The organism is Streptomyces sp. NPDC088794, assembly GCF_044750545.1.
In the GTDB taxonomy this organism is placed as follows: Bacteria; Actinomycetota; Actinomycetes; order Streptomycetales; family Streptomycetaceae; genus Streptomyces.
This window is the reverse complement of sequence record NZ_JBIVKB010000003.1, coordinates 567,536-589,159: the sequence shown is the minus strand read 5'-3', so window position 1 is coordinate 589,159 and position 21,624 is coordinate 567,536. Positions and strand designations below refer to the sequence as shown.

Annotated in this window: 19 protein-coding genes; 6 read left to right on the top strand and 13 right to left on the bottom strand. The window is 70.9% G+C overall.

Features of this window, described 5'->3' with window-relative positions; all coding sequences use genetic code 11:
• The first annotated feature begins 38 nt into the window (after positions 1 to 38).
• Both ACIP6U_RS11535 and ACIP6U_RS11530 read left to right on the top strand, forming a co-directional pair.
• Positions 39 to 1,247: a 4-hydroxybenzoate 3-monooxygenase gene (locus ACIP6U_RS11535; RefSeq protein ID WP_401715205.1), complete on the top strand. Its 1,209-nt coding sequence runs from the start codon at positions 39 to 41 to the stop codon at positions 1,245 to 1,247.
• Positions 1,248 to 1,419: 172 nt separating this feature from the next.
• Entirely contained in the window at positions 1,420 to 1,890 is a 471-nt protein-coding gene (locus tag ACIP6U_RS11530) for a hypothetical protein (RefSeq protein ID WP_401715204.1), read from the top strand.
• Positions 1,891 to 1,908: 18 nt separating this feature from the next.
• Here the strand turns inward: ACIP6U_RS11530 and ACIP6U_RS11525 are convergent, their stop codons facing one another.
• From ACIP6U_RS11525 to ACIP6U_RS11505, 5 genes are all read right to left on the bottom strand, one after another.
• The gene (locus tag ACIP6U_RS11525; RefSeq protein WP_401715202.1) at positions 1,909 to 4,017 is read right to left on the bottom strand and encodes a bifunctional serine/threonine-protein kinase/ABC transporter substrate-binding protein; all 2,109 of its coding nucleotides are present in this window, start codon (positions 4,015 to 4,017) and stop codon (positions 1,909 to 1,911) included.
• 5 nt (positions 4,018 to 4,022) lie between these two features.
• On the bottom strand, positions 4,023 to 6,188 hold the full coding sequence (locus ACIP6U_RS11520; protein WP_401715200.1) for a bifunctional serine/threonine-protein kinase/ABC transporter substrate-binding protein: 2,166 nt from the start codon (positions 6,186 to 6,188) through the stop codon (positions 4,023 to 4,025).
• Positions 6,181 to 7,005, bottom strand: coding sequence for a hypothetical protein (locus tag ACIP6U_RS11515; protein ID WP_401715198.1), 825 nt, complete (start codon positions 7,003 to 7,005; stop codon positions 6,181 to 6,183). Before ACIP6U_RS11515 ends, ACIP6U_RS11520 begins: the two co-directional genes overlap by 8 nt.
• Before the next feature lie 188 nt (positions 7,006 to 7,193).
• Positions 7,194 to 7,970 carry a polysaccharide lyase family 7 protein gene (locus tag ACIP6U_RS11510; protein ID WP_401715196.1) on the bottom strand — a complete coding sequence of 259 codons (777 nt, stop codon included), beginning with the start codon at positions 7,968 to 7,970 and terminating at the stop codon, positions 7,194 to 7,196.
• A 310-nt stretch (positions 7,971 to 8,280) separates the two neighbouring features.
• Positions 8,281 to 9,072 carry an SAM-dependent methyltransferase gene (locus ACIP6U_RS11505; protein WP_401715194.1) on the bottom strand — a complete coding sequence of 264 codons (792 nt, stop codon included), beginning with the start codon at positions 9,070 to 9,072 and terminating at the stop codon, positions 8,281 to 8,283.
• A gap of 111 nt (positions 9,073 to 9,183) precedes the next feature.
• Here ACIP6U_RS11505 and ACIP6U_RS11500 point away from each other — a divergent pair, with 111 nt between their 5' ends.
• From ACIP6U_RS11500 to ACIP6U_RS11490, 3 genes are all read left to right on the top strand, one after another.
• Positions 9,184 to 9,396, top strand: a complete 213-nt coding sequence (locus tag ACIP6U_RS11500; protein WP_401715192.1) for a hypothetical protein — start codon at positions 9,184 to 9,186, stop codon at positions 9,394 to 9,396.
• 251 nt (positions 9,397 to 9,647) lie between these two features.
• Complete coding sequence (locus ACIP6U_RS11495; protein WP_401715558.1) at positions 9,648 to 11,633, top strand: discoidin domain-containing protein; 1,986 nt, start codon at positions 9,648 to 9,650, stop codon at positions 11,631 to 11,633.
• A gap of 27 nt (positions 11,634 to 11,660) precedes the next feature.
• On the top strand, positions 11,661 to 12,269 hold the full coding sequence (locus ACIP6U_RS11490; protein ID WP_401715190.1) for a TetR/AcrR family transcriptional regulator: 609 nt from the start codon (positions 11,661 to 11,663) through the stop codon (positions 12,267 to 12,269).
• A gap of 11 nt (positions 12,270 to 12,280) precedes the next feature.
• Here ACIP6U_RS11490 and ACIP6U_RS11485 read toward each other — a convergent pair whose 3' ends face one another.
• Complete coding sequence (locus ACIP6U_RS11485; RefSeq protein ID WP_401715557.1) at positions 12,281 to 12,757, bottom strand: RrF2 family transcriptional regulator; 477 nt, start codon at positions 12,755 to 12,757, stop codon at positions 12,281 to 12,283.
• Positions 12,758 to 12,856: 99 nt separating this feature from the next.
• Here ACIP6U_RS11485 and ACIP6U_RS11480 point away from each other — a divergent pair, with 99 nt between their 5' ends.
• Entirely contained in the window at positions 12,857 to 13,591 is a 735-nt protein-coding gene (locus ACIP6U_RS11480) for an SDR family oxidoreductase (protein WP_401715188.1), read from the top strand.
• On the opposite strand, the gene ACIP6U_RS11475 is transcribed toward ACIP6U_RS11480, so the two are convergent.
• The 7 genes from ACIP6U_RS11475 to ACIP6U_RS11445 form a co-directional block, all read right to left on the bottom strand.
• Positions 13,567 to 15,633: a SpoIIE family protein phosphatase gene (locus ACIP6U_RS11475; protein WP_401715186.1), complete on the bottom strand. Its 2,067-nt coding sequence runs from the start codon at positions 15,631 to 15,633 to the stop codon at positions 13,567 to 13,569. The two genes, ACIP6U_RS11480 and ACIP6U_RS11475, sit on opposite strands and share 25 nt — an antisense overlap.
• 529 nt (positions 15,634 to 16,162) lie before the next feature.
• Positions 16,163 to 16,663 (bottom strand): flavin reductase family protein, encoded by a 501-nt coding sequence (locus tag ACIP6U_RS11470; RefSeq protein ID WP_401715184.1) that lies wholly within the window; start codon positions 16,661 to 16,663, stop codon positions 16,163 to 16,165.
• On the bottom strand, positions 16,660 to 17,160 hold the full coding sequence (locus ACIP6U_RS11465; RefSeq protein ID WP_401715183.1) for an NAD(P)H-dependent oxidoreductase: 501 nt from the start codon (positions 17,158 to 17,160) through the stop codon (positions 16,660 to 16,662). Before ACIP6U_RS11465 ends, ACIP6U_RS11470 begins: the two co-directional genes overlap by 4 nt.
• Complete coding sequence (locus ACIP6U_RS11460; RefSeq protein ID WP_401715181.1) at positions 17,160 to 18,566, bottom strand: MFS transporter; 1,407 nt, start codon at positions 18,564 to 18,566, stop codon at positions 17,160 to 17,162. The genes ACIP6U_RS11465 and ACIP6U_RS11460 overlap by 1 nt, the downstream gene beginning before the upstream one ends.
• A gap of 1 nt (position 18,567) precedes the next feature.
• On the bottom strand, positions 18,568 to 19,902 hold the full coding sequence (locus tag ACIP6U_RS11455) for an NtaA/DmoA family FMN-dependent monooxygenase (RefSeq protein ID WP_401715179.1): 1,335 nt from the start codon (positions 19,900 to 19,902) through the stop codon (positions 18,568 to 18,570).
• Complete coding sequence (locus tag ACIP6U_RS11450) at positions 19,899 to 20,558, bottom strand: cysteine hydrolase family protein (protein ID WP_401715177.1); 660 nt, start codon at positions 20,556 to 20,558, stop codon at positions 19,899 to 19,901. The genes ACIP6U_RS11455 and ACIP6U_RS11450 overlap by 4 nt, the downstream gene beginning before the upstream one ends.
• On the bottom strand, positions 20,558 to 21,619 hold the full coding sequence (locus tag ACIP6U_RS11445; protein ID WP_401715175.1) for an LLM class flavin-dependent oxidoreductase: 1,062 nt from the start codon (positions 21,617 to 21,619) through the stop codon (positions 20,558 to 20,560). The genes ACIP6U_RS11450 and ACIP6U_RS11445 overlap by 1 nt, the downstream gene beginning before the upstream one ends.
• Positions 21,620 to 21,624 lie beyond the last annotated feature (5 nt).

Genomic DNA, 21,624 nt, shown 5'->3' with positions numbered 1-21,624 from the left:
CGGAATGCCGCTACGCTGCCCCGGAGGGGGGTGGTCAAGTGGCCGCAGGTGAAGGGGAGTTGGGCGAGCAGTCGGTGGAGTCCACGACTGTCGTGGTGATCGGCGCGGGGCCCGCCGGGCTGACCGTCGGCAACCTGCTGCGGTGCAGCGGCATCGACTGCGTCGTCCTGGAGCGCCAGACCCGCGACCACGTGGCGCAGCGCCAGCGCGCGGGCATCGTCGAGACGCGGGCCGTGCGGATGTTCGACGCCTGGGGGCTGGCCGACCGGGTCCTCGGCGGAGTCCCGTCCGAAGGAATCCTGGAGTTCCGGGTGGACGGCGAGAGCCACCTGGTGTCCGACAGCGACGGGTCCGAAGGTCTCGGCGCCCGCATCTGCCCCCAACAGGTCCTGGTCCAGAAGCTCACCGACACCTACCTCACCGACGGCGGAGACCTGCGCTTCGAGGCCGCCGACATCTCCCTGCACGACCTGACCGGCGAGCGCCCGACGGTCCGGTACCGCGCCACCGACGGCAGCCCGAGAGCCATCACCTGCGACTTCGTCGCCGGTTGCGACGGGGACCACGGCATCAGCCGAACCGCGGTCCCCGACGGCGTCCTCACCGCACACGCCCTCGACCACGGCATCGGCTGGCTGACCGTTCTCGCCGACGCGCCGCCCCCGAGATATCCGCTGCTGGCCGTCAGCGCGCAGGGCTTCGCCGCGCACTTCCCGCGCGGCCCGTACACCAGTCGCTACTACCTCCAGTGCCCGCCCGAGGACGACCCCGCCGCCTGGTCCGACGAGCGTGTCTGGGACGCCCTGCGCACCCGGCTCGGCGACCCCGACCTCGGCTCCGGGCCGATCACCGACCGGGAGATCTTCCGGCTCCGCAGCCTGGTCCACGACCCCATGCAGTACGGCCGTCTCTTCCTCGTCGGCGACGCGGCGCACATCGTCTCCCCGATGGGCGGCAAGGGGATGAACCTCGCGCTCTACGACGCCGATGTCTTCGCGCGGGCGGTGGCGGACTTCGTGGGTGACGGCGACGAGAGCGCCCTGCGTACGTACTCGGAGCGCTGTCTGCGGCGGGTCTGGAACGACCAGGAGTTCTCGCACTGGCTGACCCGGACCGTCCACGACGCCGGCGACGACACGCACTCCGGGCCCTTCGAGCGGAACCTCGCCCGGGCCCGGCTCGACCGGCTGTTCACCTCTTCCGTCGCCGCCCGCTCCTTCGCCGAACTCATGACAGGGATGGACTGAGCGCCTGACGGCGAACGGCGCTCGCTTGTTCTGTAGTCGAATGCCTGTTCCGTAGCAGATGCCGATCCGGCGGAGATTTCGTGAAAGCCGGAGGTCTGCCCCACCACAGACGGTGCATTCCGACTACACATGTCATGACCCTGCTTAACCACATCTCATGGGGGACTCACGGATGAAGCGTTTGCGCAGAACACAGCTGCTCGGCCTCGGCGTCATGGCCCTGATGCTCGGCCTGGTCGCCGCTCCCACCGCACAGGCGGCACCGGGACAGGCGGCCGCCGCTCCCGCGGCCGACGAGTGCAGCGGCAGCTGGGACGGCAAGACGTACTGGGCCAAGAGCCCCTCGGGAAGCAACGGTGGCGGCTACGCTCGCACGTACTGGAACGCCTCGACCAAGCACAACTGCGCCAAGTTCTGGTCCAGCCCCTATGACGGCCTGGCCTCGAACATCACGCTCTACCTCTTCGACGAGAGTGGCGACTACGCCGCCGACCCGCCCCCCGAGCACCCGGCGAACTACCACTACTACGCCGGCCCGGTCTACACATGGTTCGACGCCACCAACGAGTGCATCCGCCTGGGCGGTTCGCTGACCCGGGGCGGGGTGAAGTACACCCTCAGCACCCCGAACATCCGCTGCTGACCCGCCGGTCCGGCGTTCTCACACGCCCTTGCGGATGTCGTCGTGGCGGGAGGCGAACCGCAGTCTGCCGTCCGTGACTTGGTACAGGAACAGGCCGCCGTCCTTGTCGGTCTTCAGGAACTGGGACTGGCTGTCGTACGCGAACAGGCGCGTGATGCCCTGCCAGGGCTTGCGCAGGAGTTGAGCGCGCAGTGACTCGCGACCCGTGCCTCCCTGGGTCGCGAGTCCCTGGGCGGTGTAGCGGACGGCGTCGTACGCCTCGGCGGCCCAGGGCGGTGGTGCGGTGCGGTAGCGGGCCCGGTAGGCGGCGGCGAAGGACCGGGTGCGGGGATTCGCCGCCGCGTCGCAGTAGCCCGTGCTGATCCACCAGCCAACGCCCGCCTTGAGGAAGGGCGTTGAGACGATGTGCTCGTCGGCGCCCCGGACGCCTCGGTAACCCGCGGCGTTCAGCGCTTGGGCGCAGGCGGCGGCGCGGGCCGGGGTGGCACCGGCGAAGATCATGGCGTCGTACGAGCCGGATGCGACGTCCTGGGCGGCGGCGGTGAAGTCGCCGTCGGCCGCCACGTCCAACTGGTCGACCCTGCCGTCGAGTTTGCCGTACACGGTGACCACGCGGACGGTGGGGAGGGTCTCCTCGTCGTCGGTCAGGTCGTGGACGACGACGCTGCGGGTGGGCTTGACGACCCGGTTGAGATAGCGCACCACGGAGCCCGGACCGACGGTGCGGGTGGAGCGCAGGACGAGTGTGCTGGTCGTGTTGGCGGTGAGGACGTCGGCGTCGGCGCGGGTCACCAGCAGGCACAACCCGGCCTCGGTGCACACCGGTACGGCAGCGGGCACGGCCGCGCTGTCGCCCGCGGCGATCACGGCGTACACGTCGGTGTCGGCGACGAACCGGACCGCGCCGGCGGCGGAACCGGCCGCCGTGCCGCCGTCGTCGACGGACCGCAGCGCCAGGTCGAAGGCCCGGTCGGTGCGCGCGTTGTGCTGGGCGATCGCGAGCTGCGCCCCGCGCTGCTGAGCCCGGCCCTCGGCACTCGACAGGTCGCCCAACAGGCCGATCACGCGGCGCGGCAGGGTGGGCTTCCCGGCGCCCGTCGGCGTACCGGACCGCCCCCAGCGCCACCACGCCGTGCCGCCGCCCACCGCGCTGACGCCCAGGGCGGCCGACGCGACGAGCAGCCTTCGGCGGGACGGTGAGGGGACGGCCGTGGGGGCGGAATCGGCGAAGGACAGGGCGGTGGGTTCGGGCACCGGCAGGTCGAGGACGGTCGCGGCGCGGTCCGCGACCACTGCGGGCAGCCCGGCCGGCAGCCATGAGTGCGTGCTGAACTCACCGTAGACCGCCCTTAGTTGGGGCACGGTGGGGCGCTCGGACGGTTCCTTCGCGAGGCAGGCGCGCAGGGTCGCGTCGAGTTCGTGGGGGAGTCCGGTCAGGTCCGGTTCCTCGTTCACGGTCCGGTACAGCACGGCCGCGGCGACCCCGGTGCCGAACGGGGGCCGCCCGGTGGCGGTGCGGGCCAGCACGCAGCCCAGGGAGAAGACGTCGCTCGGCGCCCCGACCGCCGTACCACGTGCCTGTTCGGGGGAGAGATAGCCGGGGGAGCCGATGACCGAGCCGTCCGTGGTGAGGGCCGTCGCCCCCACGGCACGGGCGATCCCGAAGTCGATCAGGCGGGGCCCGTCCGCGGCGAGCAGGACGTTCGCCGGCTTCACGTCACGATGGACGAGCCCGGCCCGGTGCACGTCGTCCAGCGCCGCGGCGAGTGCGGCGCCGAGCGTGCGGACCTGGGCCGCCGGCCAGGGCCCGCGCAGCGCGAGCGCGTCGGAGAGCGGCAGGCCCGGCACGTAGGCGGTGGCGAACCACGGTGAGCGGGCGTCCGCGTCGGCCGTGAGGACGGGCACCGTCCACCGGCTCGACAGGCGGGACGCCAGTTCCGTCTCACGGCGGAACCGCGCCAGGAAGCCGGCGTCCTCGGCGTACTCCTCGCGGATCACCTTCAGCGCGACCCAGGCACCGTGCGGCGAGCGCGCCAGATAGACCACGCCCATGCCGCCGGCCCCGAGCCGCCCCACGAGCCGGTGCCCACCGACGGACGACGGGTCGGCGGGTAGGAGGCGCTCCACGACTCCTACTCCTGCTTCGGAACGGCCGTGCCCACCTGCTGGAAGCGCCCGTCGTGAACCTGGTGGACGTAGATCTCCGTACCCATCCTCGGGTAGGTGGTGTCGTACTGGTTGTAGGTGTTGAATCTGTACGTGTGCGAAATGCCTTGGTAGGTGACCTTGCGCAGCCGCTTGGCGAGGGCGAGCCGGTCCGGGCGTCCGCCTCCTGAGGGCACGGTACGGGTGAACTCCCGCACCACCATGCGGACGCTGTCGTAGGCCTCCGTACCGTACGGATCCGGTGCGTCGCCGAACCGCTTGCGCCAGGCGGCGGTGAAGCGTTCGGCCTCCTTGGTCCTGAGCGCCGTGGGGTCGACGACGGACGACACGAGGTACCAGCCCTCGCCCGCCGCGCCCGCCAGCTTCGGGAAGTCGCTCCCGTACAGGAGATGCGACATCCACCGCGCACCCGTGAAGCCGGTCGCGGCCACCTGCCGTGCCGCACGGACCGTCGCGTCCAGCGGTCCGAAGTACGCGAAGTCGTCGACGTCCTGCGAGAGGACGTAACTCACGGCGCCCGGCGCGTCGTTGGAGTCCTCGGCGACGATCCGCGGCACCACGTCGCCCTTGAGGGGGCCTCGCCACTGGACTGCCAGGACGCTGCCCTGGTCGTGCATGACGGACCCGCCGGACCGGTCGACGACGACGCCGAGCTGGCGGCCGCTCTTGCCGGAGAGAAGCGCCTGCAGCGCGATCCCGGTGCCTTCGGCCTGTTCGCCCGCGGCGGTCTGGAAGGAGACGGTGGGGGACCAGACGTAGAAGTCGTTCTGCCCGGTCGCGCTGGAGACGTTGGTCAGCTTCGCCGCTGCGTAGACGCGCGAGGCGGAGCGCATCGTCAGCTCGGTGACCGGTCCCAGCACCGCCACCACGTCCTTGTCCGCGGCGAATTCGTGGGCGACATCGGTGGCCTTGTCGAGGTCCCCGCGGTCGTCGAGCACCCGCACGCGCAGGTCGAAGGCGCGGCCGGCGGTGGCGTTGTGCTCGGCGACGGCGAGCCGCGCGGCCCGCTCGCAGGCCCGGCTCACGGCGGCCCTGTCAGCGGTGCGGCTGACCTGGACTCCGAGCACGTACGAGGGCCGGCCGGCCGCCTTGTCCTTCTTGTTGTCGTCGCTGCCCGACGCCCACACCGCGGCCCCGGTGCCGCCGCCCGCCAGCAGCAGCGCGCCCCCGACCACCAGCAGGCGCCGACGGGATGTGTGCGGTGGCTGGGCCGGTTCGGGGTCGTCCACCACCGTGGGCTCGATGTCCGGCAGGGCGAGGCTCTCCGCCGAGCGGGCCGCGACGGTGCGGGCGACCGGGTCGGGCAGCCAGGCGGAGGGCGACTCGGGGACGTCCGAGGCGAGCCGCGCCCGCAACTCCTCTGGGCTCGGCCGGAGTTCGGGCTCCTTGGCCAGGCAGGCGTCCAGTGTCTCCCGCAACTCGCCGGTCACGCCGTCGAGATCGGGCTCGTCGTGGACGGTGCGGTACAGCAGCGCGTCCGGAGTGGCCGTGCCGAACGGGGGGCGCCCGGTGGTGGCGTAGGCCAGTACGCAGCCCAGCGCGAAGACGTCGCTCGCGGGTGAGGCGTCCTCGCCGCGCGCCTGTTCGGGGGCGAGGAAGCCCGGGGTGCCGACCACCAGGCCCGAGGCGGTCAGGGCGGTGTCGTCGGTGGCCCGGGCGATGCCGAAGTCGATCAGGCGCGGGCCGTTCACGGCCAGCAGGACGTTGCCCGGTTTGACGTCACGGTGCACAAGTCCCGCCGAGTGCACGGCGGCCAGCGCCTCGCCGACGAGCGAGCCCAGCACGCGTACGGCGGATTCGGGCAGCGGACCGTGTTCGCCGACCGCCTCCGCGAGCGAGGGCCCGGCGACGAAACCGGTCGCCAGCCACGGATCGTGCGCGGTGGCGTCCGCGCCGAGCACCGGAACCACCCACGGGCTGTCGACCCGGCCCGCGAGGTCCGCCTCCCGGGCGAACCGGGCGCGGAAGCCGTCGTCGGCCGCGCTCTCCGCCCGGATCACCTTCACGGCGGCCAGCGCCCCCGCCTCGGAGCGGCCCAGATAGACCACCCCCATACCGCCGGCACCCAGCCGGCGCAGCAGTCGGAAACCCCCGACCGCGGACGGGTCGGACGGACGCAGCGGCTCACTCATCGCCCGATCCCTTCGCCTCGGCGGACGCGCCGGCGTCGGCCCCGTCCTCGTTCTTGCCGATCCGGTCCACGTCGGCCGTCACGAAGTCGACGCCCCCCAGCGCCGCCTGGGTCACCGTCGTCTGTTCCGTCTCCGTCGCGCCGGCGGGGTGCCGCACGGTCGCGGCCACCGTCACCGGGCCGAGCCGGTGCTTGTACCAGTCGAAGCGCCGCGCCTTCGGGTCGCCGTCCACGACGTACTGGCCGTACTCGGTGACGTCGTCGTCCGACGTGCCCGTCCGCTGCTCGCCGTACGGATCGCCCCGCGAGGTCATGTCCTGCACCACGTCCGTCGCGTTCAGCCGTTGCTGCGGGCAGCGCAGCGACTCCTCCAGGGACGTCGCCATGTCCCGGCGGGCCTGGAGCGTGGAGGTGTGCACGGTCACGGTGAGGGACACGTACACGGCGCCCTTGCCGTCCGCGCCCGGCCGGACGAAGGACCGGGTCAGGCTCGCGAGGACCGTGTCCGGGATCGCCTCGCGCCGCCACAGACAGTCCTCGCCCAGCACCGCCCAGGTGAAGGGGCCGGCCTCGTACGGGTCACGCTTGCGGTAGCCGGAACCGAAGTAGTCCGGCCGCACGGTCACGCCACGGACGAAGGCCTCCGCCTCGGCGCGGGTCTTCGGTGCGTCGGCCTCGGCGATCGTGTAGGGCTCGTTCGCCGTCGTCTCCGACGGCGAAGGGCTCGCACTGTTTCCCCCGGCCGCGCTCGGATCGCTCTTCGTCGTCGCGTCCTTGCCGGCCTGTCCGTTCGTGCATCCCGCCAGCAGCAGAGTCACCGCTGCCGCGGACAGGGCTAATCCATGTCCTCTCACGCGCACCCCCAACGCAGTCGGCCAACGGTCCCCCACCTGGGAACCGTTGGCCGAACCGTAGCGCTACGTGACGCCAACTGGAGCTGCGGGAGGCCGAGTTGAGGTAAACGGTAACCCCTTGGCCATCGCTTGGTGACACTTCGCCGGAAGTGTCAGCTGTGGGAGACGGTCAGCCCGTAGAAGGCGACGCGCGCGCCCTTGGTGGTGCTGTCGGAGGACGACTGGTTGTAGGAGCCGGCCTTGAAGTACTGCTTGTACGGGAAGAAGGGCGAGGGGATCGAGTAGTGCGTGGTGGAACCGTTGACCGTGAGGTTGATGGTGTTCCCGCCGGAGACGCCGATCGTGTACGTCCAGGTCTTGCCGATGCCGACGTTGGTGATGGGGTGCAGGGTCTGGCCGCCGGCGGGGGAGTTCTCCGTGCCGATGAGGATGTCGCCGTTGGAGCGGTAGTAGAGCTCCATGAGCGGCTTGGTGGAGGTGCCGCCGGTGCCGAGGTGGATCTGGCCGACGCACACGTTGGACGTCACCGACACCACGCGCAGGGTCGCGCTCAGCTTGTGGCTTCCGCTCAGCGACCAGTTGGCGGCGCTGCCGCTGCGGTTCATCTCCCGCAGCTCGGAGCGCGCGTAGTTGGAGTTGGGGGTCGTGACGCCCTTCTCGGGCGCCCAGAAGGTCATCGCTCCGTCACGGGTGTCGGTGTAGAAGTACGAGTCCTGGAACCCGTTCGCGCCCTGGAGCCGGGCCGAGGAGATGGTGGTCGGCGAGCCCGGCGAGCCGACGGGCTCCTGGAGCTGCCATACCCCGAGGTCGAAGTTGCCACCGGGGGCCTTGGTGGGGTCGGCGGCGCCGGCACTGCCGGTGCTCAGGACGACGAGGGTGCCGATGACGGCCGAGAGAGTCATCCCGGCCCGGACTGTGGAACGGATCATGGGCGTGCCTTTCGACGACGTGGGGGAAGAAGGCGAGCCGAGCGATGCCATGTTTCATGTATATGAACAACAAGTTCATTCATGAACCATGCGCATGCAGGAGAAGTTAAAGGTCTGAACCATACGCGTCAAGGGGTGAAGCGGAGTTGACCTCTCAACTCCGTTTCACGGCGCGGCAACACGGCGTCCAACCGCAGGTCACGCGAGAGCGAGCCGCCGGTCACCCGGCGCTTCGCGCTTGTTCGGGTGGCCGGCGGCTCGCTCTTGGTCGTTGTCCGCGCCCTTGTGCTCGCTGTCGGTCGGGCCGGCGTCAGGCGACGACGCGCGCCACCCCGGCGTAGATCCCGCTGCCTTCCGGCTCCACCGCCGAGTCCGACGGGTCCCACTCCGGCGCCGTCACCAGCCCCGGCGGGACGAGGTCGAGGCCGTCGAAGAAGCGCTCCACCTCGGGCTGGGTGCGGAAGCCGAGCTTGATGCCGCCCTTGGCGTACTCGGCGGTGACCTGCGCGGCGAGCTCCGGATACAGGTCGGACGCGGCGTGCGACAGCACCAGGTAGCTGCCCTCGGGCAGCGTGGCGACCAGGTTGCGGACCAGGCCGTGGGCGTCCTGCTCGTCGGGGATGAAGTGCATCAGCGCGATCAGCGAGAGGGCGATCGGGCGGTCGAAGTCCAGCACGTGACGGGCGTGTTCGACGATCAGCTCCGGCCGGCGCACATCGGCCTCGATGTAGTCGGTCGCCCCCTCGATACGGCTGACCAGCAGGGCCTCGGCGTGCCGCAGGACGATCGGGTCGTTGTCGGCGTAGACGACCTTCGCCGTCGGCACGATCTCCTGGACGACCTGGTGGAGATTGGGCTCGGTCGGGATCCCCGTGCCGATGTCCAGGAACTGGTCGATGCCCTGCCCGGCCAGCCAGGCCGCCGCGCGGTGCATGAACTGCCGGTTCTGCCGCGCCGCGTCCTTCGCCTCGGGCGGCAGCTTCTCGCCCACGGCCTCGTCCACCGGGTAGTTGTCCTTGCCGCCCAGCAGCCAGTCGTAGACCCGGGCGGGATGCGCCTTGCTGGTGTCGATCGACAGGTGCGGCTGGGGATCGGTCGTCATGGCAGCTCCATCGCGCCGGGGGGCGGGGCAGGTTCGATGACGATCACTCTACTGCTCGATTCCGCGGGGTAATTCCTGGGGAGACTCCGCCTTCGCGGGGGGGGCGAGAGGATGTCGAACTCCGGCGAGATGTTCGTGCTGATGGTCGTGACCCAGGTCGTCGGCTGGCTCGGCCTCGGGCTGGTGGGCCTGGTGCTTCTCGGTGTCCACCGAGGTGTGCGGGCGCTGTTCCGCGCGGTCACCGGCCGCCCTCGCCCGGCGGTGGAATCGGCCGCGCCCGAGGACGCCGTTCCGCCGGGTTTCGACGTCCGTGGAGGCGACTGAGCGACCCGGCGGCGATCTTGTGTCCGTGGACAGGTCCCGCACAGTTATCAGGTCAAGCGTCCCGGACTCTTGACTCGGAGAGCGCCCGCCCCGATCCTCAAGCCATATCTTGCGCAGGTCATGACAACCTCAAGGGTTGGTCAACCGCGCCATCCCGCCGACCCAGGGACGTGGCCGTGACGCTGATCGCTCGTTCGTACCGCAGACGCAAGCACGTCACCGTGGTGTCGCTGCTGCTTCTCTTCCTGGCCATGGCCCTTGGCCCCACACCGAGTTCGGCGGTCGCCGGCGACTGGTGGATCCCCACCGCGCGACCCACCCCGGACGCCCAGATCAACGTCACCGGCGAACCCTTCACCGGCACCAACTCCGCAGGCGAGGTACAGGGGTTCGTCGACGCGCACAACCACCTGTTCGGCAACGAGGCCTTCGGCGGGCGACTGATCTGCGGCAAGGTGTTCTCCGAGGCCGGAGTCGCCGACGCGCTCAAGGACTGTCCCGAGCACTACCCCGACGGCGCGCTCGCGATCTTCGACTACATCACCCACGGCGGCGACGGCAAGCACGACCCGGTCGGCTGGCCCACGTTCAAGGACTGGCCGGCGTACGACTCGATGACCCATCAGGCGAACTACTACGCCTGGGTCGAGCGGGCCTGGCGCGGCGGGCAGCGGGTGCTGGTCAACGACCTCGTCACCAACGGCATGATCTGCTCCATCTACCCCTTCAAGGACCGCAGTTGTGACGAGATGACCTCGATCCGGCTGCAGGCCAAGCTCACTTACCAGCTCCAGGCCTACATCGACGCGCAGTACGGCGGCACCGGGAAGGGCTGGTTCCGGATCGTCACCGACAGCGCGCAGGCCCGACAGGCCATCGAGCAGGGCAAGTTGGCGGTGATCCTGGGCGTCGAGACCTCCGAGCCGTTCGGCTGCAAGCAGATCCTCGACATCGGGCAGTGCAGCAAGGCCGACATCGACAAGGGCCTCGACGAGCTGTACGCGCTCGGCGTGCGCTCGATGTTCCTGTGCCACAAGTTCGACAACGCGCTGTGCGGTGTCCGCTTCGACGAGGGCGGCCTCGGAACGGCCATCAACGTCGGGCAGTTCCTGTCCACCGGCACCTTCTGGCAGACCGAGACGTGCAAGGGCCCGCAGCACGACAACCCCATCGGCACCGCCGCCTCAGAGGCGGAGGAGGACCTGCCGGCCGGCGTGGCCGTCCCCTCGTACGCCGAGAACGCCCAGTGCAACACCCGAGGGCTCACCGAACTCGGCGAGTACGCGGTGAGCGGCATGATGAAACGCAAGATGATGCTGGAGATCGACCACATGAGCGTCAAGGCCGTCGGCCAGGCGCTGGACATCTTCGAGGCCGCCTCCTACCCCGGCGTCATCTCCTCCCACAGCTGGATGGACCTCAACTGGACCGAGCGCGTCTACTCGCTCGGCGGCTTCGTCGCCCAGTACATGCACGGCTCGGAGGCGTTCGCCGCGGAGGCCGAGCGCACCGACGCGCTGCGCGACAAGTACGACGTGGGCTACGGCTTCGGCACCGACTTCAACGGCATCGGCGACCACCCCGCCCCGCGTGGCGCCGACGCCACGAACAAGGTCACGTACCCCTTCAAGAGCGTCGACGGCGGGTCCGTCATCGACAAGCAGACCACCGGGTCCCGCACCTTCGACATCAACACCGACGGCGCCGCCCATGTCGGACTGGTCCCCGACTGGGTCGAGGACATCCGGCTCGTCGGCGGCCAGGACGTGGTGAACGACCTGTTCCGGGGCGCCGAGACCTACCTCGGCACCTGGGGCGCGACCGAACAGCACCAGGCCTCGGTGAATCTCGCCAAGGGCGCGTCCGCCAAGGCCAGTTCGTCCGAGTCGAACCCCTTCACCAGCTACCAGCCCGGCCGGGCCGTCGACGGCGACGACGACTCGCGCTGGGCCAGTGACTGGAGCGACGACCAGTGGTGGCAGGTCGACCTGGGCTCCACCCACCTGGTCGGCCGGGTCACGCTGGACTGGGAGCGCGCGTACGGGAAGTCGTACGCCGTCGAGCTCTCCAGCGACGGCACCAGCTGGCAGACCGTCTGGTCCACCACCTCGGGAGACGGCGGCCTGGACACCGCCCGCTTCACCGGCACCCCGGCCCGCTATGTGCGGGTGCACGGCCTGGACCGGGGCACCGACTGGGGATACTCGCTCTACGAAGTGGGCGTCCAGAGCGCCTGAGCCGCCTCACCCCACCCGAGGACACACATGGCACGCATGCCGTCGGCCGAGCGACGTACACAGCTGACGGCAGCCGCGATCAGGGCGATGGCCCGGGACGGCGTCGCGAAGACGACGACCCGGTCCATCGCCGCCGAGGCGGGCGTGTCCCTGAGCGTCTTCCACTACTGCTTCGACTCCAAGCAGGCCCTGATCGAGTCCGTCATCACCACCCTCACCGACGACTCGGTGCGGGTGGTGAAGGAGGCACTGCGCCCCAGAGTCACGCTGGTTGAGACCGTCCGGGCCGGCTTCCAGGCGTACTGGGACCACGTCCGCGCCCACCCCGACGCGCACATGCTCACCTACGAACTCACCCAATACGCCCTGCGCGAGCCGGGGTTCGAGCATCTGGCCCGCCGACAGTACGAGCTGTACGGCGCCGCCTACGCCGAACTCATCGACCAGCTGCGCGGCGACATGGACGTCCAACTGGCCGTACCCGTCACCGTGTTGGCCCGCTACCTGGCCGCCATGACCGACGGCCTGACCCTCAACTACCTCGTCCTCGGCGACGAGTCGGCCTGGGCCGACATCCTCGACACGGTCACCGCGCACATCGCGGGCTTGGTGCAGGACGAGGCCCGCCGCCCCTGACCCGCAGGGCGTCAGGCGCCGGTCGTGCGCAGCCAGGCGCCGACGGCGTTCAGGGCGCCCGCGCCGGAGTCGGACACCACGTCGTTCGCCAGGTCGGCGATGGAGATCGCCCTGAGGGCCTCGCGGCGCGCGGCTTCCGCGGTGGCCATGGCGCGTGAGATCGGGCAGGGCTTCGTACAGGCCTCGGCCGGGGTGGCCATGGGGCCGCGCTGGCGGATCTCCGTGCAGACGAAGGCGGGGCTCGGGCCGTCCACGGCGTCGACCACGTCGAGGAGGGTGATCAGTTCCGGGGACCGGGTGAGCGCGTAGCCCCCCGACTTGCCCTGGGTCGAGTGGATGAGTCCCGCCCGGGAGAGGGCCTGGAGCTGCTTGGCGAGGTAGGTGGGGGAGACGTCGTGCAACTCGGCCAGGCGGGCGGCGGGGACCGGCTCGCGCACCGATGTCAGCACCACACAGCAGTGCAGCGCCCATTCGACCCCACCCGACATTTTCACGCTGATCACCTTACCCAGGTGCTTGACTCGGACACTTATTGTCCGAGTATAGTTCCGGATAGAAAGTGTCCGAGTATGGAGAAGGGAGCGGTCATGAAGATCGCGGTTGTCGGTGGTACGGGTCTGATCGGCTCGCAGGTGGTCAGCCGGCTGAACGAGCAGGGCCACGAGGCGACGCCGCACGCCCTGTCGACGGGTGTGGACGTCATCACGGGCGAGGGCCTCGACGAAGCGCTCTCCGGCGCGGACGTGGTCGTCAACCTGACGAACTCGCCGACGTTCGACGAGGCCTCGCCGGCGTTCTTCCAGACGTCGATGGACAACCTGCTGGAGGCCAGTCGCAAGGCGGGCGTCGGACACGCGGTGATCCTGTCCATCGTGGGCGTCGACGAGGTGCCCGAGCTGGACTACTACCGGGCGAAGGTCCTCCAGGAGGACCTGCTCAGGGCCGGCCGCGTGCCGTACTCCATCGTGCGCGCCACCCAGTTCATGGAGTTCATGGGCGCGGTCATGTCCTGGACCTCGGACGACGAGACCGTCCGGCTGCCCAGCACGCCCATCCAGCCCATCGCCGCCGCCGATGTCGCGGCCACGGTCGCCGACGTCGCCGCGGGCGCGCCCGTGGGCGGGATCGTGAACGTCGGAGGTCCCGATGTCTTCACCCTCGACGAGGTGGGCCGCATCACCCTCGCGGCCAAGGGGGACCGGCGCAAGGTCGTCGTCGACGAGACCGCCGGCATGTTCGGCGCCGTCAAGGGCGACGTCCTGACCGCGCCGAGCGATGCCCGCATCGCCCCGACCCACTACCGGGACTGGCTGGCCTCCTGAGGCTCTGACGAGGTCTGGGCGCGCGGGAACTCGAACCAGACGATCTTGCCTGTGTTCAGGCGGGTCGCGCCCCACCGCCTGGCGAGCCGGTTCACCAGATACAGACCGCGTCCGTTCTCGTCGGTGCTCCCGGCCTGCCGCAGCCGCGGCAGCTGCGGCACGTCGTCGCCGACCTCGCAGCGCAGCACGTCGGTGCGCAGCAGCCGCAGGGTGATGGGCCGGGTGGTGTACCGGACGGCGTTCGTGACGACCTCGCTGACCAGCAGCTCCACGGAGTCGCTGAGCTCCTCCATGCCCCAGCGGGCGAGCGTGCGGCGGGTGAGCCGGCGAGCGCGGGCGGGGGCCGTGTTCTCGGGCTCGAGGAGCCAGTAGGCCACGTCGTTCGCGGCGATGCCGTCGAAGCGGGCGGCGAGCATCGCGATGTCGTCGTCCCGGTCCCCGGCGCCGGGCATGGTCAGTGCCTCGTCGCACAGGGCTTCGAGGGACGGCTGACGGTCCGGGCCGGTCGCCTGGGCCGCCGCGCTCAGCTTCTCCCGCAGCTGCTCGATGCCGGTGACCACGTCCCGCAGCCGGGACTCGACGAGACCGTCGGTGTAGAAGAGCAGGGTCGCTCCGGCGGGCGCCTCCAGCTCCACGGTCTCGAAGTCGACTCCGCCGACGCCGATCGGGGCGCCCGGCGGGACCTGCAACACCTCGGTGTGGCCGTCGGGGTGGAGCAACAGGGGCGGGGGATGGCCCGCGTTGGCGATGGTGAGGCGGTGGGAGATCGGGTCGTAGACCGCGTACAGGCAGGTGGCCATGCGGTCGGTGCCCATCCGCTGGGTCTGTTCGTTCAGGTGGTGCAGGATCTCCTGAGGGGGCAGGTCGAGTCCCGCGAGGGTCTGCACGGTGGTGCGCAGCTGGCCCATGACCGCCGCCGAGGTCATCGAGTGCCCCATGACGTCACCGATCACCAGGGCGATACGGCTGCCGGGCAGCGGGATGGCGTCGTACCAGTCGCCGCCGACCCGTGCCGTCTCGGCCGCGGGGAGGTAGCGGAAGGCGAGGCGCACACCGGCGCTGGTCGGCAGGGTCTGCGGCAGCATCGTGCGCTGCAACTCGTCGGCGATGAACGCCTCGCGGCCGTACAGCACGGCCTTGTCGATGGCGAGGGCGGTGTGGGTGGCGAGCTGGGCGGCGACCAGGAGGTCGTCGTGCTCGTAGGAGGGCTGCTCGGCGCCGCGGACGAAGAGCGCGGCGCCGGTCACCCGGCGTCGGCCGCGCAGCGGCGCGAGGATCGCGCGCTGTCCGGCGGGTACGGGGAACTCGTCGCCGTCGCCGAGGAGTTCGGGCAGGGCGGCGTGGGCCGCGGGCGTGTCGGTGAAGACCGGGCGCACCGCGCGCAGCACCTCGGCGAGCGGTCCGCCGGGCGCGACCGGGCCGCGGTGGGTTCCGCGCAGCAGGGGAGTGGAGGGGGTCAGCACGGAGACGGACGTGGTCACCACCGTCTCCGCCGGGAGCTTCTCCGGGGTGGCGCTCTCGGCGCGGTGCAGCCGCAGCACCAGGTTGTCGGGCGGCCGTTCGTCACCGACGGGCATGGGGTCGCGCAGATACACCAGGACCGAGTCGCAGAAGGCCGGCACGGTGGCGCGGACCAGCCCGGTGACGATCTCCTCCAGATCCAGGCCACGCGCGATCCGCCGGGTCGCCGAGCCCACGAAGCGCAGCCGCTCGTCGCTCCGACGGGCACCCGCGCCGGCCGACTGGCGGGGCAGCGGCTGCTGGAGGGCGGGCATGGACGCGTCGACGTCGGCGAGCGGTGCGAGCACATCAGCGACCGCGCCCTCGGGGGTACGGGCGATCTGCGCCAGGTCCGCCTCGTCCGGGACCAGCGACTCCGCCCGGGCGGGGGACGCCTCCATCGGCGTACGCGGATCCGGGTCGGGAGCCGACGAGAACGTCGCGGAGGTCCGCTCCGGGTCGGGAACCGGCGTGTACGTCCCGGATTCCTTGCCGCGTGCCGTGCCGTGGACGGCGCGCACCTCGGCAGGCGTATCAGCCACGATCCCCTCCCTCCTCGTCCTCCACGACTCCGAGCTGACATAACTCGCGGCGCAGCGGCTCCACCCTGTGTCCGGCCCTCGCCGGACGAGTCTGCCCGGTCGACGGCGTCATGCCCATCTCCCGTCGGCGCGAGACGTCCTTGATCCGGATCGTGATCCACATGTCTCGTACCGGCGCCACCTCATCGTGTCGGCCCAGGCCGAACGGTACCCCGGGGTCCTGGGGGCGCGGCGGTTCGGGGCCTGCGGCCGGGGACGCGGGGGATCGAAGACGTCGACACTCACTCCGGCCCGTCCCCTTCCCGCCCGCTCGGGCGCACTGCCTTGGTGAGCCCGCGCCTCCTCTGCCACCGGCACGCTACCCCCGCGCCGGTCCGTTTCGGCCAGCACAGCCGACATTGTCTTGCGCCGGACGTGCTCGCGCAGACATACGGGGAAAGCCGGGACCACCGGTTCACCGAACGGCTCATGATCCGGGACGAGTTCGACCGCGCCCCGGGACTGCGTCCGACCAGGGGCGGTCGCCGTCTCAACCGGCCAGGAGCTTCAGCCTGCGCCGGTGCCACACCACCGGATTGCGCTCGTCGTCGGTCATCATCGCCAGGACGCGCAGCACGATGATGTCGTGATCGCCCGCCGGATAGGTGTGCTCGATCGCGCATTCCAGCAGGATCGGGGCGCCTTCCAGGAAGATCGCGCCGGAGGCGGCCTCCGTGGTGCCGAGGCCGACGAAGCGGCCCTCCTTGCTGCGGGAGGCGAGCTGGCGGGCCTTGTCGCTGTGCTCCTCGCCGAGGACGGAGACGCCGATCGCCGCCGCGCCCGACAGCTCCGGCCAGGTCGTCGAGCTGTGCTGGATGGCGAACGAGACCATCGGCGGCCTGTGCGAGACGCCGACGGCGAAGGAGGAGACGATCATGACAGTCGGTTCGTCGTGGACGCGGGCCGCGAGGGCGGCGACTCCGGCCGGGAAACCGGAGAACGCCCTGGTCACTTCGTCGGGATCCGAGGTGAAACCCTCCGGTGCGGTCATCGGGTCGCCCTCGTGTGCGCGATGTCGAGCACGGTCCGGCCCCACCGCTCCAGCCAGCGGGCGAGCGAGTCGTCCGTCGTATAGGTGGAGTCGAGCTGGTAGAGGCCCTGCGCGGGACAGATCGCGCCTAGTTCGACGAGCACAGGTTTGAGGGTGAGTTCGGGGGCGAGCGCGTGCGCCGGTCCCGCACCGAGCATCAGGGACAGCGCCACCTGTCCGGCGAGTCCCGTCGCCGTGGGGAACTGGTCGAGGAAGACCTTGAGCAGTCCGCTGTAGGTGCCCTTGAAGGTGGGCGAGGCGGCGATCACGACGTCCGCGGCCCGCACCCGCTCGACGGCCGCGGCGACGCCCGGGTCGCCCCAGCCGAGCAGACCGGCCCCGAGCGAACCGACCTCGAGGACCTCACAGTCCAGCCCGAGTGCCTCGGCGAGGCGTTCGGCGGCATCACGGGTGCGCGAGGCGGCCTTCGGATTTCCGACGACGGCGACAGCCTTCATCAGGCGACTCCTGTGGGTAGCCGGGGCCCGGCGGCGGCTGCCGCGCGGGAGTTCGCCCCGGGGTGGTCGACTCGGAGGAGCAGGGCGGCGAGGAGACAGACAAGACCGACGGCGGCCAGTCCGCCGAGGGCGGCCGTACAGCCGAATCCGCTCAGCAGCACGGCACAGACCGCGCTGCCCAGCACCGCCCCGAGTTGTTTCACGGCATTGAAGGTGCCCGACGCCGCCCCGACCAGATCCGGCGCGACCGAGGTCACCGCCGCGATCGACAGGGGCGACCAGACGAACGAGTTGGCCACTCCGTACACGGCGAAGACGGCGGTCAGCGCAGCGATGGGCGCATCCGTCGCGACGAGCACCGCCGACGCCCCGATGGACAGCACGAGCGCGGACGACCCGACGACGGCGACGGCACGCGCACCGACCCCGTTGTTGAGTCGGGCCGAGACCGGCGCCCCGAGCACACACACCACACCCATCGGTACGAGGGTGAGCGCCGCGGCGCCGGGCGTGAGAGCGCGATCCCGCTGGAGGTAGAGCATCAGCGGGATCATCGCCGAGCCCGAACAGAACGCCGCGGCGGCGCCTCCCCAGGCGGCTGTGACGAACCCACGGCTGTGCAGCAGGTCGATCGGTACGAGCGCCCGCGTCCCGTGGCCCCGCTGCAACCGGACGACGGCCGCGACGAGCAGGGCCCCGGCGACGGCGAGCAGCCAGCGAGGAACTCCCCATACGTAGGCGCTCGTTGCGTCCGTGCCCTGGACGCCGAGGACGAGGGCGCCGAGGCCGGTCGCGTTCGCGCAGATCGCCCAGATCGGGATGGCCGCTCGCTGACGGGGGAGGACGGGGACGAGTACGGCCACGGCGACCATCACGGCGACCCCGACCGGGACGTTGACCCAGAACACCGCGGGCCAGCCGCCGACGCCGACGAGCAGTCCGCCGAGCAGGGGTCCCGCGGCCACCGCCGCGCCGCCGGCCGCACCCCAGACGCCGAGCGCGACAGCGAGCCGCGGCGGGCGGAACAGGGCCTTGATGATGGTCAGGCACTGCGGTGTCATCAGGGCGGCGCCGAGGCCCTGCGCCAGACGCCAGCCGATGAGGGCCTCGACGGTGGTGGCCAGCGCGCACAGCAGCGACCCGAGCGTGAAGGTCGCGAGCCCGATCAGGTGGACGCGCCGGTGGCCGTAGCGGTCTCCGAGCCGTCCCGCGATGATCAGGGGGACGGCGTAGGCGATGAGGTAGCCGCTGTTGACCCACAGCGCGAGGGTCTCGCTGGTGTGCAGGCCGGTGACCAGCGCGGGCAGCGCGACCGAGGTGACGGTGCTGTCGAGCAGCAGCATGAAGAACCCCGCGCACAGGCTGGTGAGGGCGAGCCAGTGGCGGCGCTCGCTTCCCGCGCTCATCTCACCTCACCAGGTTCTCGCGCAGCGTGGCACCCGGGCGGCGGGGCGCGAGCGCGCCGCGTCGGCGCAGCTCGGGCAGCAGCAGCTCGCCGACCTCCGCGAAGCCGGCGGGCATGCCCGAGGGGCAGGAGAACATGTAGCCGCCTAGCGAGCCGGTCGCGGCGAAGTTCTCCTCCAACGCGTCGGCGACGGAGGCCGCGTCACCGACCAGGCTGTGATCGAGCCCCGTCGCACGACTGCGGCCGTGCGCGAAGAACTCGTCACGGCTCATCGTGTGCTCCTCCCCGAACTCCGCGACGAGTGAACCGAAAAGACCCGCGGGACTCGCGTTGGCCGCGACCAACTCGTCCCGCAACTCGGCCAGTCGGAACGAACTCGGCAGCGTCGAGAGGTCGTAGCCCATGTTGTGCGACAGATAGGTGGCGACGGCCTCTTCGTGCCAGAACTCGTGCACCGCGTCGCGGCGTTCCCGCGCCTCGGCCGCGGTACGGCCCACGACGACCTGGGTAGCCCACAGGATGCCCACCCGGGCCGGGTCGCGTCCCTCCGCCAGCAGCGCCTCGTCGAGCAGCTTGCGGTGGCGCTGCTGGGAGCCGAGGTTGCCCCCGAAGCCGAAGATGAGATCGGCGAACCGGGCCGAAGCGGCAATGCCACGCGGGGAGTTGCCCGCCTGGACGATCAGCGGATGGTGCTGCGGGCTGGGCACCGACGCGAGCGGGCCGCGCACGGTGAAGAAGCGCCCGTCGTGGTCGATCGGGTGCACCTTGGAGGGATCGGCGAAACGTCCCGTGGCCCGGTCGCGCACGATGGCGTCCGGTGCCACGGAGTCCCACAACGCACGGCACACGGCGATGAACTCCTCCATCCGCTCGTAGCGCAGGTCGTGGTCCATCAGCTCGCCGAATCCGTAGTTCGCCGCGTCCGCGCCCCGCGTCGAGGCGACCACGTTGAACGCGATGCGCCCGCCCGACACATGGTCGAGCGAGTTCAACAGCCGGGCCACGTAGAACGGATGCATGAACGTCGACGAATACGTCAGTCCAAAGCCGACCCGCTCGGTCACGGTGGACATCGCGGCGATGACGGGCGCCATGTCGTGCCGGGGCCACTGGATGCCCCACTCCACGGCCGGTTCGATACTGCCCCGCCAGGTACTGGGTATGCCGCTGCCGTCACCGAAGAACAGCAGGTCGACACCGGCGCGTTCGGCGGTACGGGCCAGCTCCATGTACATGCGTACGTCGGGGAAATCCAGCCCGACCCAGGAACCCGGCCGGGCCCACGCCCCCTCGGTGTGGGTGAAGGAGAGGTCGTAGCCGATGTGCATGCCGGTCATCGCACGGCCTTCTTCCACAGCTCGACGACCTCGTCGGCGTCGCTGAGCACGGCCACGTTGAGTCCCAGCTGGAACAGCGCGGCGGCGTTGACGTGGTGGTCGTAGGCGGCCGTCGTGTCCTGCGGTACGACGACGGGCCAGTCCAGTTGGACGGCGTCCTGCGCGGTCGCGTACACACAGCACTCGCTCGTCAGACCCACCACCGTGAGCCAGTCGCAGCCGGCCGCGCGCAGCCGTGCGTCGAGATCGGTGCCGAGGAAGCCGCTGTAGCCGCGCTTGACGACCCGCAACTCGCCCTCGATGGGCTGCATTTGATACCACTCGGCGCCGGGCGTCCCGATGCGGCACGGCTCGTCGGGGCTCATGGGCGCGTCGAAGTCGCCCTCGCGCAGCCAGTTGCTGGACCGCCACGGCCGCGCCGGGTCGCTGCCCAACTCGACCCACACCACCGGCACGTCGACGGTCCGTGCGGCATCGATCAGGTCGCCGATGCGGGCCACCGTCCGGTCGAGCGTCGCCAGCGTGGCGTCGGTCAGGCCGTATGCGCCCAGCCGGTCCGGGTCGGCGAAGTCCCGCTGCACGTCGACCACGACGAGCGCCGGCCTGCTCTCCGGCCGCGCGAGCCGGGCGAGTTGTCTGTCCCGCAGTTCTGACATCACGCCGCCACCTCGTCGCGGGCCCGCAGCGCGGGCAGCACCGTCTCGCCGAACAGCAGCATGTCCTCGTCGTACTCCGGGAAGATCAGCATGAGTCCGTCGAGGTCGGCCTCCCGCACGATGTACTCGATGTGCTCGGTCACCGTGCGCGCCGAACCGGCGACGTACGGCGTCTGGAAGGCCGCCTCCCCGTCGGCGCCGTCGGCCCACGCGCGGGCCTGGTCCTCGGGTACGCCCCAGGTGTGCCGCATATGGGCGAGCGCCTCGCGGTCGACGCCCACGCCCCACTCCCTCACCTTCTTGACCGCCAGCTCGTCGGTGTCGTCCTGGACGACGGTGAGCATCGAATACGTCTTGCACACCCGCCCGTTGGCCTTCGCCCGCGCATGGACGTCCGCGGACAGCGACCGCATGTCGTCGAGGCTGTCGGCGGCGAGAAAGGCCCCGTCGGCGTACCGGGCCTGGAACCGGCGGGCGTCCTCGGACCGGCCCGCGCTGATGAGGGTCGGCCGGGTCGCCGGATGCGGCCGTGACTCGCAGTCGACGAGGTCGAAGTACGGGGTGCGCATCGTGACCGAGTCCTCGCTCCACAGCCGGGTGACCGCCTCCGTCCACAGCTCCGTCATCCGGTACCGGTCCTCGTGGCTCAACTCCGGGTCCCAGTCACCGAATTGCTCGAACTCACCCGCGTACGAACCGTTGACGATGTTCATGCCCGCACGGCCACCGGAGATGTCCTGGAGGGTGGTGAGCATCTTCGCCGCGACCGCGGGATTGTGGATGTTGGCGTGCAGGGTCGCCCAGATCCTGACCCGGCTGGTCGCCTCGGCGAGCGCCGCCATCATCGTCATCGACTCCAGCGAACGGCCCCAGTGGTCCGTACTCCCGCCGAAACCACGCCACTTGGCCATCGACATCACGAAGTCGAGCCCGATGCTCTCCGCGTGCAGGGCGGCACGCCTGTTGTACGCGTAGGTCGCCTCGGGATGCGGCGCGGTGGTGGACAGCATCCAGCCGCCGTTCCCGATGGGAAGGAAGATTCCGTACTCTTTCGCTGGCACGTCAC

Coding starts and splice junctions, on each gene's coding strand:
- ACIP6U_RS11530 (WP_401715204.1), top strand. CDS start 1,420: ATGAAGCGTTTGCGCAGAACACAGCTGCTCGGCCTCGGCGTCATGGCC.
- ACIP6U_RS11520 (WP_401715200.1), bottom strand. CDS start 6,188: ATGAGTGAGCCGCTGCGTCCGTCCGACCCGTCCGCGGTCGGGGGTTTC.
- ACIP6U_RS11510 (WP_401715196.1), bottom strand. CDS start 7,970: ATGATCCGTTCCACAGTCCGGGCCGGGATGACTCTCTCGGCCGTCATC.
- ACIP6U_RS11505 (WP_401715194.1), bottom strand. CDS start 9,072: ATGACGACCGATCCCCAGCCGCACCTGTCGATCGACACCAGCAAGGCG.
- ACIP6U_RS11500 (WP_401715192.1), top strand. CDS start 9,184: ATGTCGAACTCCGGCGAGATGTTCGTGCTGATGGTCGTGACCCAGGTC.
- ACIP6U_RS11495 (WP_401715558.1), top strand. CDS start 9,648: ATGGCCCTTGGCCCCACACCGAGTTCGGCGGTCGCCGGCGACTGGTGG.
- ACIP6U_RS11490 (WP_401715190.1), top strand. CDS start 11,661: ATGGCACGCATGCCGTCGGCCGAGCGACGTACACAGCTGACGGCAGCC.
- ACIP6U_RS11485 (WP_401715557.1), bottom strand. CDS start 12,757: ATGTCGGGTGGGGTCGAATGGGCGCTGCACTGCTGTGTGGTGCTGACA.
- ACIP6U_RS11480 (WP_401715188.1), top strand. CDS start 12,857: ATGAAGATCGCGGTTGTCGGTGGTACGGGTCTGATCGGCTCGCAGGTG.
- ACIP6U_RS11470 (WP_401715184.1), bottom strand. CDS start 16,663: ATGACCGCACCGGAGGGTTTCACCTCGGATCCCGACGAAGTGACCAGG.
- ACIP6U_RS11465 (WP_401715183.1), bottom strand. CDS start 17,160: ATGAAGGCTGTCGCCGTCGTCGGAAATCCGAAGGCCGCCTCGCGCACC.
- ACIP6U_RS11460 (WP_401715181.1), bottom strand. CDS start 18,566: ATGAGCGCGGGAAGCGAGCGCCGCCACTGGCTCGCCCTCACCAGCCTG.
- ACIP6U_RS11455 (WP_401715179.1), bottom strand. CDS start 19,902: ATGACCGGCATGCACATCGGCTACGACCTCTCCTTCACCCACACCGAG.
- ACIP6U_RS11450 (WP_401715177.1), bottom strand. CDS start 20,558: ATGTCAGAACTGCGGGACAGACAACTCGCCCGGCTCGCGCGGCCGGAG.